This is a genomic window from Aneurinibacillus sp. XH2 (assembly GCF_001439585.2).
Classification (GTDB): domain Bacteria; phylum Bacillota; class Bacilli; order Aneurinibacillales; family Aneurinibacillaceae; genus Aneurinibacillus; species Aneurinibacillus thermoaerophilus.
Genome location: NZ_CP014140.1, coordinates 2,740,835 through 2,754,659 on the forward strand (window position 1 = coordinate 2,740,835; position 13,825 = coordinate 2,754,659).

Consider the following 13,825-nt stretch of genomic DNA (forward strand, 5'->3'; position numbering starts at 1 on the left):
GTCTCGACGCTTTTTTGTCTATAATATTTTAACATTTCAAGAAAAAATTTGTATAGAATGCATATTTTCTCAACATGAACAGCGAAACGATACGAAGGAAGTCTTTATACGCAGTTTTTCATCCCGAACACAAGACGCTGCAAGGCTTCCGCCACGCCGCTTTCATTATTAGAGGCGACGATCAGGTCGGCTTTTTCTTTTACGTCCTCCGGTGCGTTAGCCACAGCTACTCCGATTCCCGCCATAGTAATCATATCAAGGTCGTTATAATAATTACCGATAGCGATCGTATCGGCCAGCGAAATATTTAAATATTCGGCAAGGTTACTTAGCGCCGCGCCTTTGGAAGTCGCTTTATCAATAATATCGATATAAGACGGACCACTGCGGAGCGTCCGCACCGGCAAATTCATCGCAGCAAATTCATCGTACGCTTTGTTAAGCTGTTCATCGGTGCCAAATAAAGTGAATTTAACCAGCTTATCCTCCACGGTTAACATATCCTGAATGAGTTTTGGCTGTGCGAGGTATTTTGCGTACATCCGTTGCACGTCTTCGCGCTCCATGCTTTCCGTATACATATCAAATGCGGTGCAAAAGTCCATGTGAATATTTTCCCTGCGACAGTACTCCACCACACCTCTCAATGATTGCATAGAAAAACCGTTTTCCTGCAGAATTTCTTTCGTTTTGGAGTGTGTAGTAACCGCGCCGTTATGACAAATAAAATAACCGTGAATGCCGATTTCTTCAAGAATCGGAAGCACGCTGACAGGCGCGCGCCCGGAACAAAGCACAATTTGTACTCCTTCCTCTTCCGCTGCTCGCAACGCCTTTTTGTTTTTTTCTGTAATCCGGTAGTCGTCTGTAAGTAGCGTTCCGTCGATGTCAATTGCAGCTAGTTTGTATGCCATATATTTCACCATCCAGAATCTTTTCTTTATAATAATGATGCATAGACATCGGGATTCGCCGTATATCTTAACCGTTCGCCTTTTACGCCTAGAAGCACATTTTCCGCCGCTACCATCGCCATGCGGAGACGTGTCTGTACAGTTGCACTTCCAATATGAGGCAATGCTACGACATTATCGAGCGAAAGTAAGGGATGCGAAGGAGGAATTGGTTCTTTTTCAAACACATCAAGCCCTGCTGCCCAAATTTCTTTATTAACCAGCGCCCGATAAAGCGCGTCCTCGTCCACGTTCGTGCCGCGGGATACGTTAATAAATGTAGCCGTCCGTTTCATGCGAGCAAACTGTGCTGCCCCCATCATATAGTACGTTTCTTTTGTGGCTGGCGTTAGCAATACCACATGGTCGGATTTATCCAGCAATTCCTCCAGCGAACAATATACGGCGCCGAGCTTTTCTTCTGCTTCCAGGCGCCGTGTCCGGTTGTGGTACAAAATACGCATATCAAACGCCTTGGCACGACGGGCGACCCCTTCCCCAATGCGGCCCATTCCGATAATGCCAAGGGTCGAACCATACACCTCCTGCCCTGCCATAAACATCGGCGACCAATTCTTCCATTTCCCTTCTTTAATGCAAGCCATTCCTTCACCCAAGCGGCGCGCGGTAGCCATCAATAAGGCAAAAGCTAAATCCGCCGTCGCTTCCGTAAGCACGTCCGGCGTATGTCCAACACGTATGCCGCGCTTCGTCGCTTCGGCAATGTCGATATTATCATAACCCACCGCCATCGTGCTGATGACCCGCAGATGCGGAGCGGCATCCATTACTTCTGTATCAATCCGATCGGCCAGCATAGAATACAAGCCGTGGGCATCTTTTATTTCTTTAAGTAGCAATTCGCGCGGCATTACCTTGTCTTCTTTTTCCCAAACATACAAAGACGCCGTGCGCTCCAGAAGCTCCAATGCCTGTTGCGGAATTTTCCTTGTTACAACGATTTTCGGTTTCATCAATGCTCCCGCTCCCTCCCCTTTTATTCTTTATCTCATCATATCATAGATTTTCCGACGCATTTTCATAAAGAATCGCTTTTTGCATAAATTCATGTGCAGTAGACACGTAAACCATGTACAATAGGCAAAGAAGAACAATTTAAGGCAAGGAGAACGCATGATATGCACAGCAATTTACGAAGTTTTATCGAAATGCTGCGAAGGGAAAAAGACATCGTGGAAATTTCCACGCCGGTTGACCCGTATCTGGAACTTCCGGAAATTCACCGGCGCATTATCGCTGAAGGTGGACCCGCGTTGCTGTTCACCAACCCGAAAGGCAGCTCATTTCCCGTCATCACGAACCTGTTCGGAACGGAGCGACGCGTAGAACTTGCATTCGGACCACGTCCGGAAAATTTAGTGAAACAATTAATTGGTGCAATGGATAAGCTATTTCCGCCGAAACTGAGTGTGCTTTGGCAATACCGGGCTCCGTTGCTTGATGTGGCCAAAACCGGGTTACGCACGGTTCCCAACAGCAAAGCCCCGGTGCTGGAAGTCGAAGAAAAAGAAGTAGATCTACACAAACTTCCCGTGCTTACAGGCTGGCAACTCGACGGTGGGCCGTTCTTTACGTTACCGCTCGTTTATACCGAACACCCGGAAACAAAAGAGCACAACCTCGGCATGTACCGCATGCAAGTACAGAAAAAAAACCAAACTGGTATGCACTGGCAAATCCATAAAGGCGGAGGGTTTCACCATCATGAAGCGGAAATCCGCAATCAGGCTTTACCTGTAACTGTTTTTCTCGGTGGACCACCAGCGCTCATCGTCACGGCGATTGCGCCACTGCCGGAAATGCTACCGGAATTAATTTTCACCTCCTTCCTGATGGGCGACAAGCTGGACGTCACACAAATCGACCACCATGCGCATAAACTAATCGCTCAAGCAGAGTTCGCATTCTGCGGTGAAGTGCCGCCGCACGTGCGCCATCCGGAAGGGCCGTTTGGCGACCACTATGGCTATTACTCGTGGACACATGATTTCCCTGTGTTCAATATAAAAAAAATGTACCGCCGCAAAGACGCGATCTATCCGGCGACAGTAGTCGGCAAACCGCGCCAAGAAGACTACTTCATTGGCGAATATTTGCAGCGTCTGCTGTCACCGATTTTTCCAGTCGTTATGCCAGGCGTCAAAGATCTGTGGACATACGGAGAAACAGGCTTTCACTCCCTAGCCGGGGCCATTGTGCGTGAAAGCTACTACCGGGAAGCGATGGCTCACGCGTTCCGCATCATGGGCGAAGGCCAGTTGACGCTGACAAAGTTTTTGATGCTGACTGACGTACCGTGTAATCTGCAAAACTTCCCGCAATTCTTGGAGACGATTCTCTCGCGTTTCAATCCGCAGCGCGATCTGTTAATTGTACACGACACGTCCATGGATACGCTTGATTATACAGGCCGTAAATTCAATCACGGCAGCAAGGCGATCATGCTCGGCATCGGCGAACCTATCCGCGAACTCCAGCGAGAATACCGTGGGGAGCCATTGCCCGGGATCAACAAAGCCAAGGCTTACTGCGGAGGGTGTCTTGTCGTATCAGGTGCCAGCTTCGACGCGGATGAACAGCTGCCCGCCAAGCTGGTAGAACATGCGCAGCATAAACTACATGACTGGCCGCTTGTCTTCCTTGTTGACGATGTGGATGAAATCATAGACCAGACGACGTTTCTATGGACAACATTTACCCGTTTTGACCCGGCGCATGACGTATACGCAAAAACAAAGCTTAGCCACAATAAAGTGCAATTTGAAGGGCCTATTATTATCGATGCTCGCATGAAGCCATTCTATCCAGACGAACTCGTGCCGCGTGAAGATATTACCCAGCTTGTCAATCGTCGCTGGAACGAATATTTTCCGCGCAAAAATTTTTGAAACCTTTTTGCGGCCATCCCGTATAGAGTATATGTAATCATTATGGATCTTTTAGAGAGGGGGATAATACAATGAAAAAGTTTCTTATGTTGTTTATGGCTGTCGCGTTAGTTTTTAGTGCAGGCACTTTTATAAACGCTGATTACGCCAGCGCAAAAGGAAAGAAATCGTATAACTCGGGTACGAAAAACTTCCAGCCGAAACAGGATCAAAACTCCAATATTTCTAAACCTAATTCTAATAACGTAAACAGCCCGGCGAAAAATACGGCACCGACAAAAGCGCCAACTCCGCAAAAAAGCGGCGGATTTATGAAAGGGCTTCTGTTTGGCGGTTTGGCGGGCTTCCTGCTCGGCGGATTGCTCGGAAACTTGGGCGGATTAGGCGCCATTCTCGGCCTGCTAATCAACGTGCTGTTCGTGGTTATGGTCATTGTACTGATCCGCAAAATCTACGTACACTTTAAAAACAAACAAAAAGAGAAGGAAGCTCATATATGGAGAAATTAAAGCTATCCGAGCAGGAGATCGTAAACGCGCTTTGCCTTTATATTGCGGACAAGAAACAGATCAGCCCGCACGATGTAAGCATTGAACTCATGTGGGATGATGAGTATGGTTTTTCTGCTTCCGCTACTGAAAACGGCCATACACAAATCCTGATTCAAGCAAACATGATTGAAGCGATCCGTTTCTATTTGCATCATGAACTGAATCGCGATCCGTTCGCAGCCAGCCTAGAACTCGAATTGGATGATGAGGAAGGCATTATCGCGTTTGCAACATACCGTTCATAATAAAACACGCGTTTTATACTATTGATTGTAAAAACAGGGTGTGGAAACACTTTCTGTGTTTCCACACCCTGTCTCTATTTTTTCATTCATTGCTTCCTAATGTCTAGCCTCCGCGTCATCGTAGTGTGCTTTTCCTTTCTTATATCATTCCGCACGTTGCTGTAATCTCATATCAAGCGTACGTGACAAGGTTTTCGGATTTATTTCAGCGATATATGCTGGCTTTTCAGCTGATTCCAAATGTTCCGGGTATCCGTAGGCACCGTGTTCGCTCAAATCCAGACCGACTATCTCTTCTTCCGGCGTTACGCGCAATCCTATCGTAGCTTTCAGTGCATAAAGAATAATAAAGCTTATAAGCGCAACGTATACAGCCGCGCCTAGCACACCGATTATTTGCACATAAAATTGGTGAAAGCTGCCGCCATAGAATAATCCAGCCTGACCAATTCCGGTGTACTCGACAAGACGAGGAGACGCGAAGAAGCCGGTGGAAAGCGTGCCCCAGATGCCCGCCACACCATGCACAGAAAAAGCAAATACCGGATCATCCACCCCTTTACGTTCGAAATAAAGAGATGTAAAAAACGTCAGGACGCTGGCTATCGCGCCGATAATGACCGCCGCCCATGGTTCCACGAACGCGCATGCCGCGGTAATAGCCACCAGCGCCGCTAACACACCGTTCAACATGCTCGGAATATCCGCTTTCCCCAATACCGCTCGCGCTATGAGCATGGCCGCAATGGCTCCCGCGGCTGTCGCAAGGTTAGTTGTCAGCGCAATATACCCGAAGAACCCGTCTTTTACCGACATGGTCGAGCCAGCATTAAAGCCGAACCAGCCAATCCAGAGAATAATAACACCCAATACGGAATACACCTGGTTATGTCCCGGAAGAAGATTCGGTTTTCCATCTTTTGTGTATTTGCCAATTCGCGGACCGAGCAACAATGTAGCTACCAGCGCTGCCAGCGCGCCTTGCAAATGCACAACCGTAGACCCTGCGAAATCTTGCATGCCCATTTCGCTTAACCAGCCGCCTCCCCATACCCAGTGACCGATTACCGGGTAAATAATCGTCGTGAACAAAATACCAAATACAAGATAAACGGAAAATTTAGCCCGTTCCGCAAACCCGCCCCAGGCAATCGCCAGAGATACCGCAGCAAATGCCATTTGGAATAAAAACTTCAGCGCCAACGGAATATCCGCCCACGAAAGGGAGGCAAACACTTTGTCCTCGCCTTTCGCTCCCGTTTGAAGCATCCATCCACTCCATCCGATAAAACCATTGCCTTCCCCGAATGTAACAGCAAATCCAGCAAACCAAAAGAATAAACCCGCGATTGCAAAGCTAATAATTTGCTTCCCGGCAATATGACCAGCATTTTTCATTCTGGTAGAACCTGCTTCTAAAAGCGCAAACCCCATTTGCATGGAAATGACTAAAATTGCCGCTAGAAATACGTATGATGCATCAACCCAGTTTAACAGTGTTCCTGCATTCATGTTCCCAGCCCCCTAATGTTAGTTTTTATTACATAATATTATACAAAACCACCTGTCTTGTGCAACTTATGTCATTAAATATAACATTAATTATCTTTTATTCTTACCGTTTACATAGCTTTTTTCTCTTTTTTTCGTATTTTTTCATAAATTCATAGCTTGAAAGCATATTTATGTAAAGTAATGTTATTTTACTTTACATATTTATTATTTTCCAACTTTATCATTTCCAATAAAACAAGTAGCGAGCTTTCAATCTTTTTCAGTATAATGAGTTGAATATTAACGTTTTGTAAATAGAATATTAAAAATTAAGAGGTGTAACTATGCTACAACATACAGAGGGGTTGCTTCACCGCATCACGCGCATGCCTGTTGCGCGGCGCATTTTGCTTGTTATCTGGCTGGTATTGGCAGGGATCATCGTCTGGAATATCTCAACTGTAGAAAATTGGATTATTTTCAACTGGATCTTCTTAGGATTGTTACTGCTCGATTTCAAGAAAGACCAAAAGCCAATTAACTGGCTCGCTTTCCTGCCCAAAGGCGTTCTTCTGCTGTTTATTCTTTATTACATATATCGCTATGCACCGTATATCTGGTATAAACTCGCTTCATGGGAAATGAAAAACATTAAACATATTTTCAATTGGAACCACTTGTTTCGTAGCATTCCTTTTAATGATGCGTCTTTCGTCCGCATCTACCAGCCGGAGTGGTTGACCATCTTCCTGCGTTGGGTATACGGATACGGTTTCTCGCTGGCATTATGGGTAGCTGTCATCCGTAGTTTTCTGACAAGAGATACAGGGAAAATGCTTCGCTATGTGCTCTCCAGCCATACGTTCCAGCTTCCGATTATTGTGCCATTTTACACAACCGTGCTTCTTCAAGAGGTGTGGTACGTGCTCGGTCATCCCGATGGAATGGCACGCAACTTCACGCCGGAGCAAGCAGCCGTCTGGTCACTGAATTGTTTCCCAAGCATGCATACGTCCGTTTCATTTGCCATCTTGCTTCTCGCCTTAAGGGAAAAGGGAAAAATCTTCCGCCGGCTTATGGTAACGTATTGCTCGCTTATTATTTTTTCAACCATGTACCTTGAAATTCACTGGGTCATCGATGTAATTGCTGGCATGATACTTGGTTGGGGAACGGTAAAAATAGTGGATAAACTATATGAAAAATGGGGAGAACGCGCGGTTAAAGAGAAAGGCGCTACAGTCGAAGCAACAGTATTAAAACGTGACTTACAAAATAATTAAAGATGAGTACCATTTTTCACCCTGAAACTCCTCCAATCCCTATCTTCTTCCCATAAGCTTGGTTGCCTTTTTTGCTTACGAAACAGATTCGTTTCCAATCCCCCCTCCTGGCGGTGTGCTTCCTTGCGAAAAAGTCAACCAAGCTTTTCCTAATTTATTCTCCGATTCCATCCTTCTCCGGAATGCTCTTTCAATAAATTTCTGACTTTACGATACGCTGAAATCCACTGCTGCAGCGCCAATGCTGTAACTCCAAAGCAAAAATATGATTCCAGCGTATGAGCGGCCAACCATAACGTCAAGCCGCTTCCCCACGCAACGATCGTAAAAACAAGTGTCGCCCTCTGCTTCGTTCTGTAATGTTCAAGCCAGCACGCGATGTCTGCCTGCTTTCGTTCCCGATACTCTTTTTCTATCGACGAATCAATCCAACGGTTTATCTGACGAGGTAAAGCGACCATTTCCCGGGCAACATCCCGGAGTAATTGGCCGAGCAGACGACGGTTATCCAGCCACATCTCCTGTTGATTAAGCCATTCCGAAACGACCGGACGCCCCACTTCTATAAAGTCAATATCCGGCTTAATCGTCGTGAGCACGCCGACAATTGTGCTGAATGCTCGTCCAAGAAACGCATATTCCGCAGGAAGCTGAACCGGTTGTAACCGCACAAATTCCTGAATCTTAAGCTGAATTTCTTCCAGTAATTCGTCATCCAAGACCTCAAACACCCGGTTAAAATACATTTCAAGTCCATGTTGCAAGGCGAGCTTCACCTGTTCTTTGTCAGCATGTGGTGCCAAAAAATGCAAAGCATCAAGCGCCTGTACCATCAAATCGTAATCCTTAAGCACCACAGCCTGAATCAGAGTTTGAATATGCTTGCGCGATTCCTGCCTAATTTCCCCTACCATTCCGAAATCAAGCAATACAATCGTGCCGTCAGGTCGGATAAAAATGTTTCCCGGATGCAAATCAGCATGAAAAAAGCCGTGAATAAGCACCTGTTGCAAAAACATGTTTGTCAAGCGCTGCACGATATCATCACGATCAATTCGATGCGCTTCCAAAAATGCGTGATCGGTAACTTTCGCTCCTTCCACCCATTCCATCACAAGAATCCGCCTCGTTATCCATTCTTCGTAATAGTGAGGCACCTGCACTTTATCGTCCCTTTCATACATTTGGGCAAAGCGTTTGGCATAGGCGTGTTCTTTACGAAAATCCAATTCGCGGGAAACAGTGCGCTCCAATTCGCGGTACAATGCGTCCAAATCCATTGTTTTTCCAAGGCGGGTAAATCGCTTTGCCAGACGAACAACGACTCTGGCAGCCGCTAAATCGGCATCGATAATTTTTTCGATGCCAGCGCGTTGTACTTTGATCGCCACTCGCTTTCCATTTTTTAAATACCCTTCGTACACTTCACCGATCGAAGCAGAAGCAACCGGCTTTGCTGACAGATTAGCAAACAGGTGATCAATCGGCTGATTGAGCTCCTTTTCAATAATCGCCCGGCTTTTCTCCCACGGCACCGGGGGCACGCGGTCTGTCAAATCCGCCAGTTCTACGGTAAACGCGCGTGGCATAATATCGGCGCGCGTGCTTAAAAATTGCCCCATTTTAATTAGCAATCCGCCAAGGCGAAGCGCCGTCCGTTTATACTCACGAGCCTGCTTTGCAACGAGCGCTTCCCACCGCTCCTGAATATCCGCTCGCTCCCCGTTCCGGTGTGTGCGTTGAAACCACCACACCTGAAGAAAAAAGCGCACTGTCATCGATACAATAACAAAAATACGATAGTAACGATTATGAATCATACCAAATCTCCTGCTTTCTTCTTCTCCCTGAAATTATACATCTCGGTACTTATACTTTTCCACGCTTTCTGGCAGATTATATCAAGAAGGAAAAGGATCATCACAAATAAAAGAGGAGGAAAATAGGAAACAGGATTACCTTCATATCAAAGCGTTTAATAAATCCTTCTTCGATTTTCAATATAGTTTGAAATAAGAAGCAATGCTGATTCATCCCCAATATTCCGAACAATATGCGGTACACAAGCACACCAAGAAAAAGAGTCCCCTTCTTCTACAACGGCAACATCTTCTCCATGCTGCACTTCCAATTTTCCGCGCAATACAAGATGGCACTCTTCCCCTTCATGAGCATTCGGCTCATTCTCTTTTGGAAATCCGACCGGAATCTCGACAAGCGACAAACGTAATCCTCCTTCCTCAGCAACATGTTCAATAACTAACCCGTCTTTTCCGTATATGCTACGTTCTCGTTCGTTGTGCCGAACCACCTTCATCCGATTTTCCTTTTCAAGTAGCAGGTAAGGAAGCGGAACATTTAAAAACTTGGCAATGGTGGCTAATGTTTCAATGGAAGGGGAGGCTTTATTATTTTCGACTTGGCTCATAAACCCTTTTGATAGCCCGGTTCCTTCGCATAATTGTGCAATCGTAATCCCTTTTCTTTGACGTATTTCACGAATCGTTGCACCAATATTCATCTGCTATTACTCCTTATATCCATTACTTTTGATGTTTTGACATTTATTATGATGGGGTTACCTGATTCTTCCCTGAAACCACCAAAGGATATCCATGTATCAAGTTATATTTATATACTTTTATCTTAACAGACTTTAGTAACTTATATTAATTTTAATTTTATTTGACAAAAACCTATCGTATTTATATCATTAGTTTATCAAAAGAAAACTTTTTTTTATATAACCAAAAACGAAAGGAGTTATATATGAGCAATCGGCAACAAGTTGCGAATTTATTGATTCAAGTCATTTTAGGGATTATTTTTCTTGCTCATGGCATGATGAAATTCCAATCGGGGTTAGACGGAATCGCACAATGGTTCGCAAGCATTGGACTACCGGGGATGCTTGCTTACATTGTCGCTTTTATTGAAGTGATAGGCGGAATATTTCTCATTATTGGTTTAGGCGTCCCTTATATTGGCATGCTTTTCACGATTGTTATGGCAGGAGCGATCATAAAAGCAAAACTGCCATTCGGGCTGCTTGGTGATGGTACAAACAGCGGTTATGAATTCGAACTTGCACTATTAGCAATGAGTTTATATTTAGCTGTCGCTAACGTCAAAGGGTTTGTCGATCAGCGGATAGGAAAAAAACGGGGACATTCGGCAAACTTATAAAAGGATAAACGCTAAAAGAAGGCGAAAATAAGAAACAAGGCTCTTCACCACACAAAGTGCGCTTAACTTATGGTGAAGAGCCTTTTTACGATAAAATTTCTACGCTTCGACAATTTCTTTTTCCATCAGCATTAATTTTTCAGCGATGGCTTGAATATCTTCTTCAGACACATTAAACTCTTTCAAAGCAGCAGCCAAATGGTTAACGATCGCCATGAAATGCTCATGTTTAATATTCATACCTTTATGCGCTTTCCGCATACTTTTGCCGGTGTACTGATTCGGGCCGCCGGCGGCAAAAGAAATAAACAACGTTTGGTGGCGACGCTGCTTCTTCATATCCATATTTTCCTTTTTTTTCTACACTAAGCCTACCACAAAAGCCATGGTTTATGCTAACCGTTCGGTATTTGTCGGTTATTTTCACTTGACGCCGCTAGTTTTTTAAACTTCTGCAAACAAATACGCCTCTTCTGCTATGCGTTATTATATTCTTGCAAAACTAGAAGAGGCGTATCGCTTTAACAGATATATTTTATTAATGTTTTCGCTACTTATTTTTCAAACAAAGCTCGTAAATTTTCTTTATAAGGTGCGCGTACAATACCTTTCTCCGTAATAATAGCCGTAACAAGCTCATGCGGGGTCACATCAAACGCCGGATTATATACTTTAATATCATTCGGAGCGATTTGGCGTCCCATACCACGGATAATCTCATCCGCTTCCCGCTCTTCAATCGGTATCTCTTTTCCAGTCGGTGTATTTAAATCAATCGATGACAGCGGCGCAGCCACATAGAACGGAATATTGTGAGCGCGCGCCAGAACGGCAAGTCCGTAGGTGCCAATTTTGTTCGCTACATCGCCGTTAGCTGCTACACGATCCGTACCGACGATAACCGCCTGCACCCATCCGTTAGCCATAACTTTAGCTGCCATATTGTCACAAATCAGCGTCACATCAATGCCGGCTTGCTGTAGCTCGTACGCTGTCAAACGCGCTCCCTGTAGCACCGGCCGCGTTTCGTCGGCAAAAACTTTTATCTTCCAGCCTTTTTCATGTGCCAAATACATCGGAGCTGTAGCCGTGCCGTATTTGGCAGTCGCCAGCCCTCCGGCGTTGCAATGTGTTAACACGCCTATGCCATCTGAAAACAATGTCAACGCATGTTCGCCAATCGCGCGGCACACCGCTTCATCTTCCGCTTGAATCGCCTGCGCCTCCACAAGCAGCATCCGTTTCATTGCTTCCGGGGATTGTCCCTGCGCTGTCGCTATTTCCGCTATCTTGACCATACGATTTAGCGCCCAGAATAGGTTAACAGCAGTCGGGCGCGAAGTAGCTAGATAATCGGCCTGTTTCTTTACTTCAGCGAGCAACTCTTCCGCTGTCGCGGCCGGGAAATGGCGCACGGCCACGTACACACCATATGCGGCGGTAATGCCGATAGCCGGGGCGCCGCGGACTTTCAGGCGCTCGATAGCATCCCAAACCTGCTTGACATCTTTTAGCGTCAGGAACTCCGTTTGTTCCGGCAATTTTGTTTGATCCAAAAGTACAAGTTCATCATCTTCCCAGCGTACAGACCGGAGAGGTTGATACGTTTTTGTCATGATTGTTCCCCTTTCTTACGGCGTTGTTCAATGATTTTTTTGCCCGGATGGGCGCCTTTTAACCCATAAAACGAACGAGAATCTACAAGCTTATCTACCTGTTCGTCAGATAATTCCCTTACGCGCCCAAGCATGCGCGCAGTAAATAAAATCTTGGCACACATCTCCACCGATTCCATTTTAAAAAGCGCTTCCGTAAGCGTTCGTCCCATGGTAACAGCGCCATGGTTGGATAAAAGAATGGCGTCGTGCTCCTGATAATATGGACGAAGCGTGGACGGAAGTTCATCTGTACCTGGCATGCCGTACGGTGCAAGCGGAATTGTCCCCATTGTGACAATCAGCTCAGGCATCGCCAACTGGTCAAGCGGAATGCCAGCTACCGCAAATCCCGTTGCCGTCGGCGGATGAGCATGTACAACCGCCTGCACATCTGGTCTATGTTTGTAAATATCAAAATGCATTGCGCTTTCCGTAGACGGACGCCCTTCTCCTTCAATTACCTCACCTTCAAGGTTTACAAGAAGCATCGAACTCGCGCTCATAAACCCTTTGCTCACACCGCTTGGCGTAATAAGCACGTGCTTCTCATTGACCCGGACACTAATATTTCCATCATTAGCGGCCACGAATCCACTCTGGTACAAGCGGCGTCCCACCTCGACCATTTCCTCGGCCAGTTTTACTTTCTTCATCATAAAGAGCAACATGCCTCTCCCCGATGGTATAACAAAAGAGGCATACGCTCTCCACCTCCTTTTACTCAAGTACAGGTCATATTATGTATAAAAAATCAACATATGAAATGCGGAATAATCGCAACCCATTTCGGGTAGACTAGTAGAAAATAGGTGAAAATTACACTTACCTGAAAAAAGTCTTTACTACTCATCTCTCATTGTTCACTCATTGAGTATACGTTGATATAACCCGAACTGCAAGAAAGGAGAGGAAAGCAATGGAAGCGATTGACTGGAAAGATTGGGAATTTCCTAGCGTCTATGAAATCACTTTGCTACTTGCACAAGCACGCGGTGAAACAGAGTAATTTTTGTTCCAGCAAAAGAACCCGGCTATTTGTTCCGGGTTCTTTCATTTTTTCTCATTGTTCTACTTCATTTTCATGACAACAGCTTCACCTTCGACAACGGTGATGCCGTTTTGGTTCACCAAAGTAGTATGCAGTTTGATAATCTTTTTGTCATCCCTTTTCTCAACCACTTCAGCAATCACACGAACGGTATCACCAATTTTGACAGGCGCTTTAAATTTTACATTCTGTGATAAATAGATAGTATTTGTCCCCGGCAATTGCGTGCCCAATATGGTGGAAATAAAGCTAGCCGTCAACATTCCATGCGCAATTCTTTCCTTAAAAAACGTCTTCTTGGCAAACTCCTCATCCAAATGAATCGGATTTACATCGCCGGTCAACTCCGCAAAAGCCACAATATCCTCGTTCGTAATTGTTTTGCTTATTTCCGCCTTGTCCCCAATGTTAATATCCTCGTATGCTCTTTCTACTACATGCTTTGCTTTTTCATATACATCCATTTTCTTTTCCTCTTTCTTTACGTATTTCTTTTTA

14 protein-coding genes are annotated in these 13,825 nt (G+C 45.3%); 5 read left to right on the forward strand and 9 right to left on the reverse strand.

Going from position 1 to position 13,825, the window contains the following annotated elements; genetic code table 11:
* Nucleotides 1–104 precede the first annotated feature (104 nt).
* Together ACH33_RS13540 and ACH33_RS13545 are read right to left on the reverse strand one after the other, a co-directional pair.
* Nucleotides 105–914: a Cof-type HAD-IIB family hydrolase gene (locus ACH33_RS13540; RefSeq protein WP_057899506.1), complete on the reverse strand. Its 810-nt coding sequence runs from the start codon at nt 912–914 to the stop codon at nt 105–107.
* A 26-nt stretch (nt 915–940) separates the two neighbouring features.
* The gene (locus ACH33_RS13545; protein ID WP_057899507.1) at nt 941–1,927 is read right to left on the reverse strand and encodes a 2-hydroxyacid dehydrogenase; all 987 of its coding nucleotides are present in this window, start codon (nt 1,925–1,927) and stop codon (nt 941–943) included.
* A 165-nt stretch (nt 1,928–2,092) separates the two neighbouring features.
* On the opposite strand from ACH33_RS13545, the gene ACH33_RS13550 reads away from it, so the two are divergent.
* The 3 genes from ACH33_RS13550 to ACH33_RS13560 all read left to right on the forward strand — a co-directional run bounded on the left by ACH33_RS13550 (nt 2,093) and on the right by ACH33_RS13560 (nt 4,658).
* Nucleotides 2,093–3,862: a UbiD family decarboxylase gene (locus ACH33_RS13550; protein WP_057899508.1), complete on the forward strand. Its 1,770-nt coding sequence runs from the start codon at nt 2,093–2,095 to the stop codon at nt 3,860–3,862.
* A 71-nt stretch (nt 3,863–3,933) separates the two neighbouring features.
* Complete coding sequence (locus ACH33_RS13555) at nt 3,934–4,371, forward strand: hypothetical protein (protein ID WP_057899509.1); 438 nt, start codon at nt 3,934–3,936, stop codon at nt 4,369–4,371.
* On the forward strand, nt 4,359–4,658 hold the full coding sequence (locus ACH33_RS13560; protein ID WP_057899510.1) for a YxcD family protein: 300 nt from the start codon (nt 4,359–4,361) through the stop codon (nt 4,656–4,658). The genes ACH33_RS13555 and ACH33_RS13560 overlap by 13 nt, the downstream gene beginning before the upstream one ends.
* A 144-nt stretch (nt 4,659–4,802) precedes the next feature.
* Here the strand turns inward: ACH33_RS13560 and ACH33_RS13565 are convergent, their stop codons facing one another.
* Nucleotides 4,803–6,170, reverse strand: a complete 1,368-nt coding sequence (locus tag ACH33_RS13565) for an ammonium transporter (protein WP_057899511.1) — start codon at nt 6,168–6,170, stop codon at nt 4,803–4,805.
* Nucleotides 6,171–6,496: 326 nt separating this feature from the next.
* Here ACH33_RS13565 and ACH33_RS13570 point away from each other — a divergent pair, with 326 nt between their 5' ends.
* Nucleotides 6,497–7,435 (forward strand): phosphatase PAP2 family protein, encoded by a 939-nt coding sequence (locus tag ACH33_RS13570; RefSeq protein WP_057899512.1) that lies wholly within the window; start codon nt 6,497–6,499, stop codon nt 7,433–7,435.
* Between the two features lie 149 nt (nt 7,436–7,584).
* On the opposite strand, the gene ACH33_RS13575 is transcribed toward ACH33_RS13570, so the two are convergent.
* The gene (locus ACH33_RS13575; RefSeq protein WP_057899513.1) at nt 7,585–9,255 is read right to left on the reverse strand and encodes an ABC1 kinase family protein; all 1,671 of its coding nucleotides are present in this window, start codon (nt 9,253–9,255) and stop codon (nt 7,585–7,587) included.
* A gap of 155 nt (nt 9,256–9,410) precedes the next feature.
* Nucleotides 9,411–9,956 carry a helix-turn-helix domain-containing protein gene (locus ACH33_RS13580; RefSeq protein WP_057899514.1) on the reverse strand — a complete coding sequence of 182 codons (546 nt, stop codon included), beginning with the start codon at nt 9,954–9,956 and terminating at the stop codon, nt 9,411–9,413.
* Between the two features lie 248 nt (nt 9,957–10,204).
* Here ACH33_RS13580 and ACH33_RS13585 point away from each other — a divergent pair, with 248 nt between their 5' ends.
* Nucleotides 10,205–10,621, forward strand: a complete 417-nt coding sequence (locus tag ACH33_RS13585) for a DoxX family protein (RefSeq protein ID WP_057899515.1) — start codon at nt 10,205–10,207, stop codon at nt 10,619–10,621.
* A gap of 99 nt (nt 10,622–10,720) precedes the next feature.
* Here ACH33_RS13585 and ACH33_RS13590 read toward each other — a convergent pair whose 3' ends face one another.
* The 4 genes from ACH33_RS13590 to ACH33_RS13605 form a co-directional block, all read right to left on the reverse strand.
* The gene (locus tag ACH33_RS13590) at nt 10,721–10,960 is read right to left on the reverse strand and encodes a group I truncated hemoglobin (protein WP_057899516.1); all 240 of its coding nucleotides are present in this window, start codon (nt 10,958–10,960) and stop codon (nt 10,721–10,723) included.
* 215 nt (nt 10,961–11,175) lie between these two features.
* A complete protein-coding gene (gene mtnA / locus ACH33_RS13595; RefSeq protein ID WP_057899517.1) occupies nt 11,176–12,237 on the reverse strand; it encodes an S-methyl-5-thioribose-1-phosphate isomerase in 1,062 nt (353 codons plus the stop codon).
* Nucleotides 12,234–12,935, reverse strand: a complete 702-nt coding sequence (locus ACH33_RS13600; RefSeq protein ID WP_204244838.1) for a class II aldolase/adducin family protein — start codon at nt 12,933–12,935, stop codon at nt 12,234–12,236. Before ACH33_RS13600 ends, mtnA begins: the two co-directional genes overlap by 4 nt.
* A gap of 412 nt (nt 12,936–13,347) precedes the next feature.
* Nucleotides 13,348–13,791: a MaoC family dehydratase gene (locus ACH33_RS13605; protein WP_057899518.1), complete on the reverse strand. Its 444-nt coding sequence runs from the start codon at nt 13,789–13,791 to the stop codon at nt 13,348–13,350.
* Nucleotides 13,792–13,825 lie beyond the last annotated feature (34 nt).

What these genes read in the sequence shown, in the direction of transcription:
- ACH33_RS13540 (WP_057899506.1), bottom strand. Translation starts at nt 914, where the DNA reads ATGGCATACAAACTAGCTGCAATTGACATCGACGGAACGCTACTTACA.
- ACH33_RS13545 (WP_057899507.1), bottom strand. Translation starts at nt 1,927, where the DNA reads ATGAAACCGAAAATCGTTGTAACAAGGAAAATTCCGCAACAGGCATTG.
- ACH33_RS13550 (WP_057899508.1), top strand. Translation starts at nt 2,093, where the DNA reads ATGCACAGCAATTTACGAAGTTTTATCGAAATGCTGCGAAGGGAAAAA.
- ACH33_RS13555 (WP_057899509.1), top strand. Translation starts at nt 3,934, where the DNA reads ATGAAAAAGTTTCTTATGTTGTTTATGGCTGTCGCGTTAGTTTTTAGT.
- ACH33_RS13560 (WP_057899510.1), top strand. Translation starts at nt 4,359, where the DNA reads ATGGAGAAATTAAAGCTATCCGAGCAGGAGATCGTAAACGCGCTTTGC.
- ACH33_RS13565 (WP_057899511.1), bottom strand. Translation starts at nt 6,170, where the DNA reads ATGAATGCAGGAACACTGTTAAACTGGGTTGATGCATCATACGTATTT.
- ACH33_RS13570 (WP_057899512.1), top strand. Translation starts at nt 6,497, where the DNA reads ATGCTACAACATACAGAGGGGTTGCTTCACCGCATCACGCGCATGCCT.
- ACH33_RS13575 (WP_057899513.1), bottom strand. Translation starts at nt 9,255, where the DNA reads ATGATTCATAATCGTTACTATCGTATTTTTGTTATTGTATCGATGACA.
- ACH33_RS13580 (WP_057899514.1), bottom strand. Translation starts at nt 9,956, where the DNA reads ATGAATATTGGTGCAACGATTCGTGAAATACGTCAAAGAAAAGGGATT.
- ACH33_RS13585 (WP_057899515.1), top strand. Translation starts at nt 10,205, where the DNA reads ATGAGCAATCGGCAACAAGTTGCGAATTTATTGATTCAAGTCATTTTA.
- ACH33_RS13590 (WP_057899516.1), bottom strand. Translation starts at nt 10,960, where the DNA reads ATGAAGAAGCAGCGTCGCCACCAAACGTTGTTTATTTCTTTTGCCGCC.
- mtnA (WP_057899517.1), bottom strand. Translation starts at nt 12,237, where the DNA reads ATGACAAAAACGTATCAACCTCTCCGGTCTGTACGCTGGGAAGATGAT.
- ACH33_RS13600 (WP_204244838.1), bottom strand. Translation starts at nt 12,935, where the DNA reads ATGATGAAGAAAGTAAAACTGGCCGAGGAAATGGTCGAGGTGGGACGC.
- ACH33_RS13605 (WP_057899518.1), bottom strand. Translation starts at nt 13,791, where the DNA reads ATGGATGTATATGAAAAAGCAAAGCATGTAGTAGAAAGAGCATACGAG.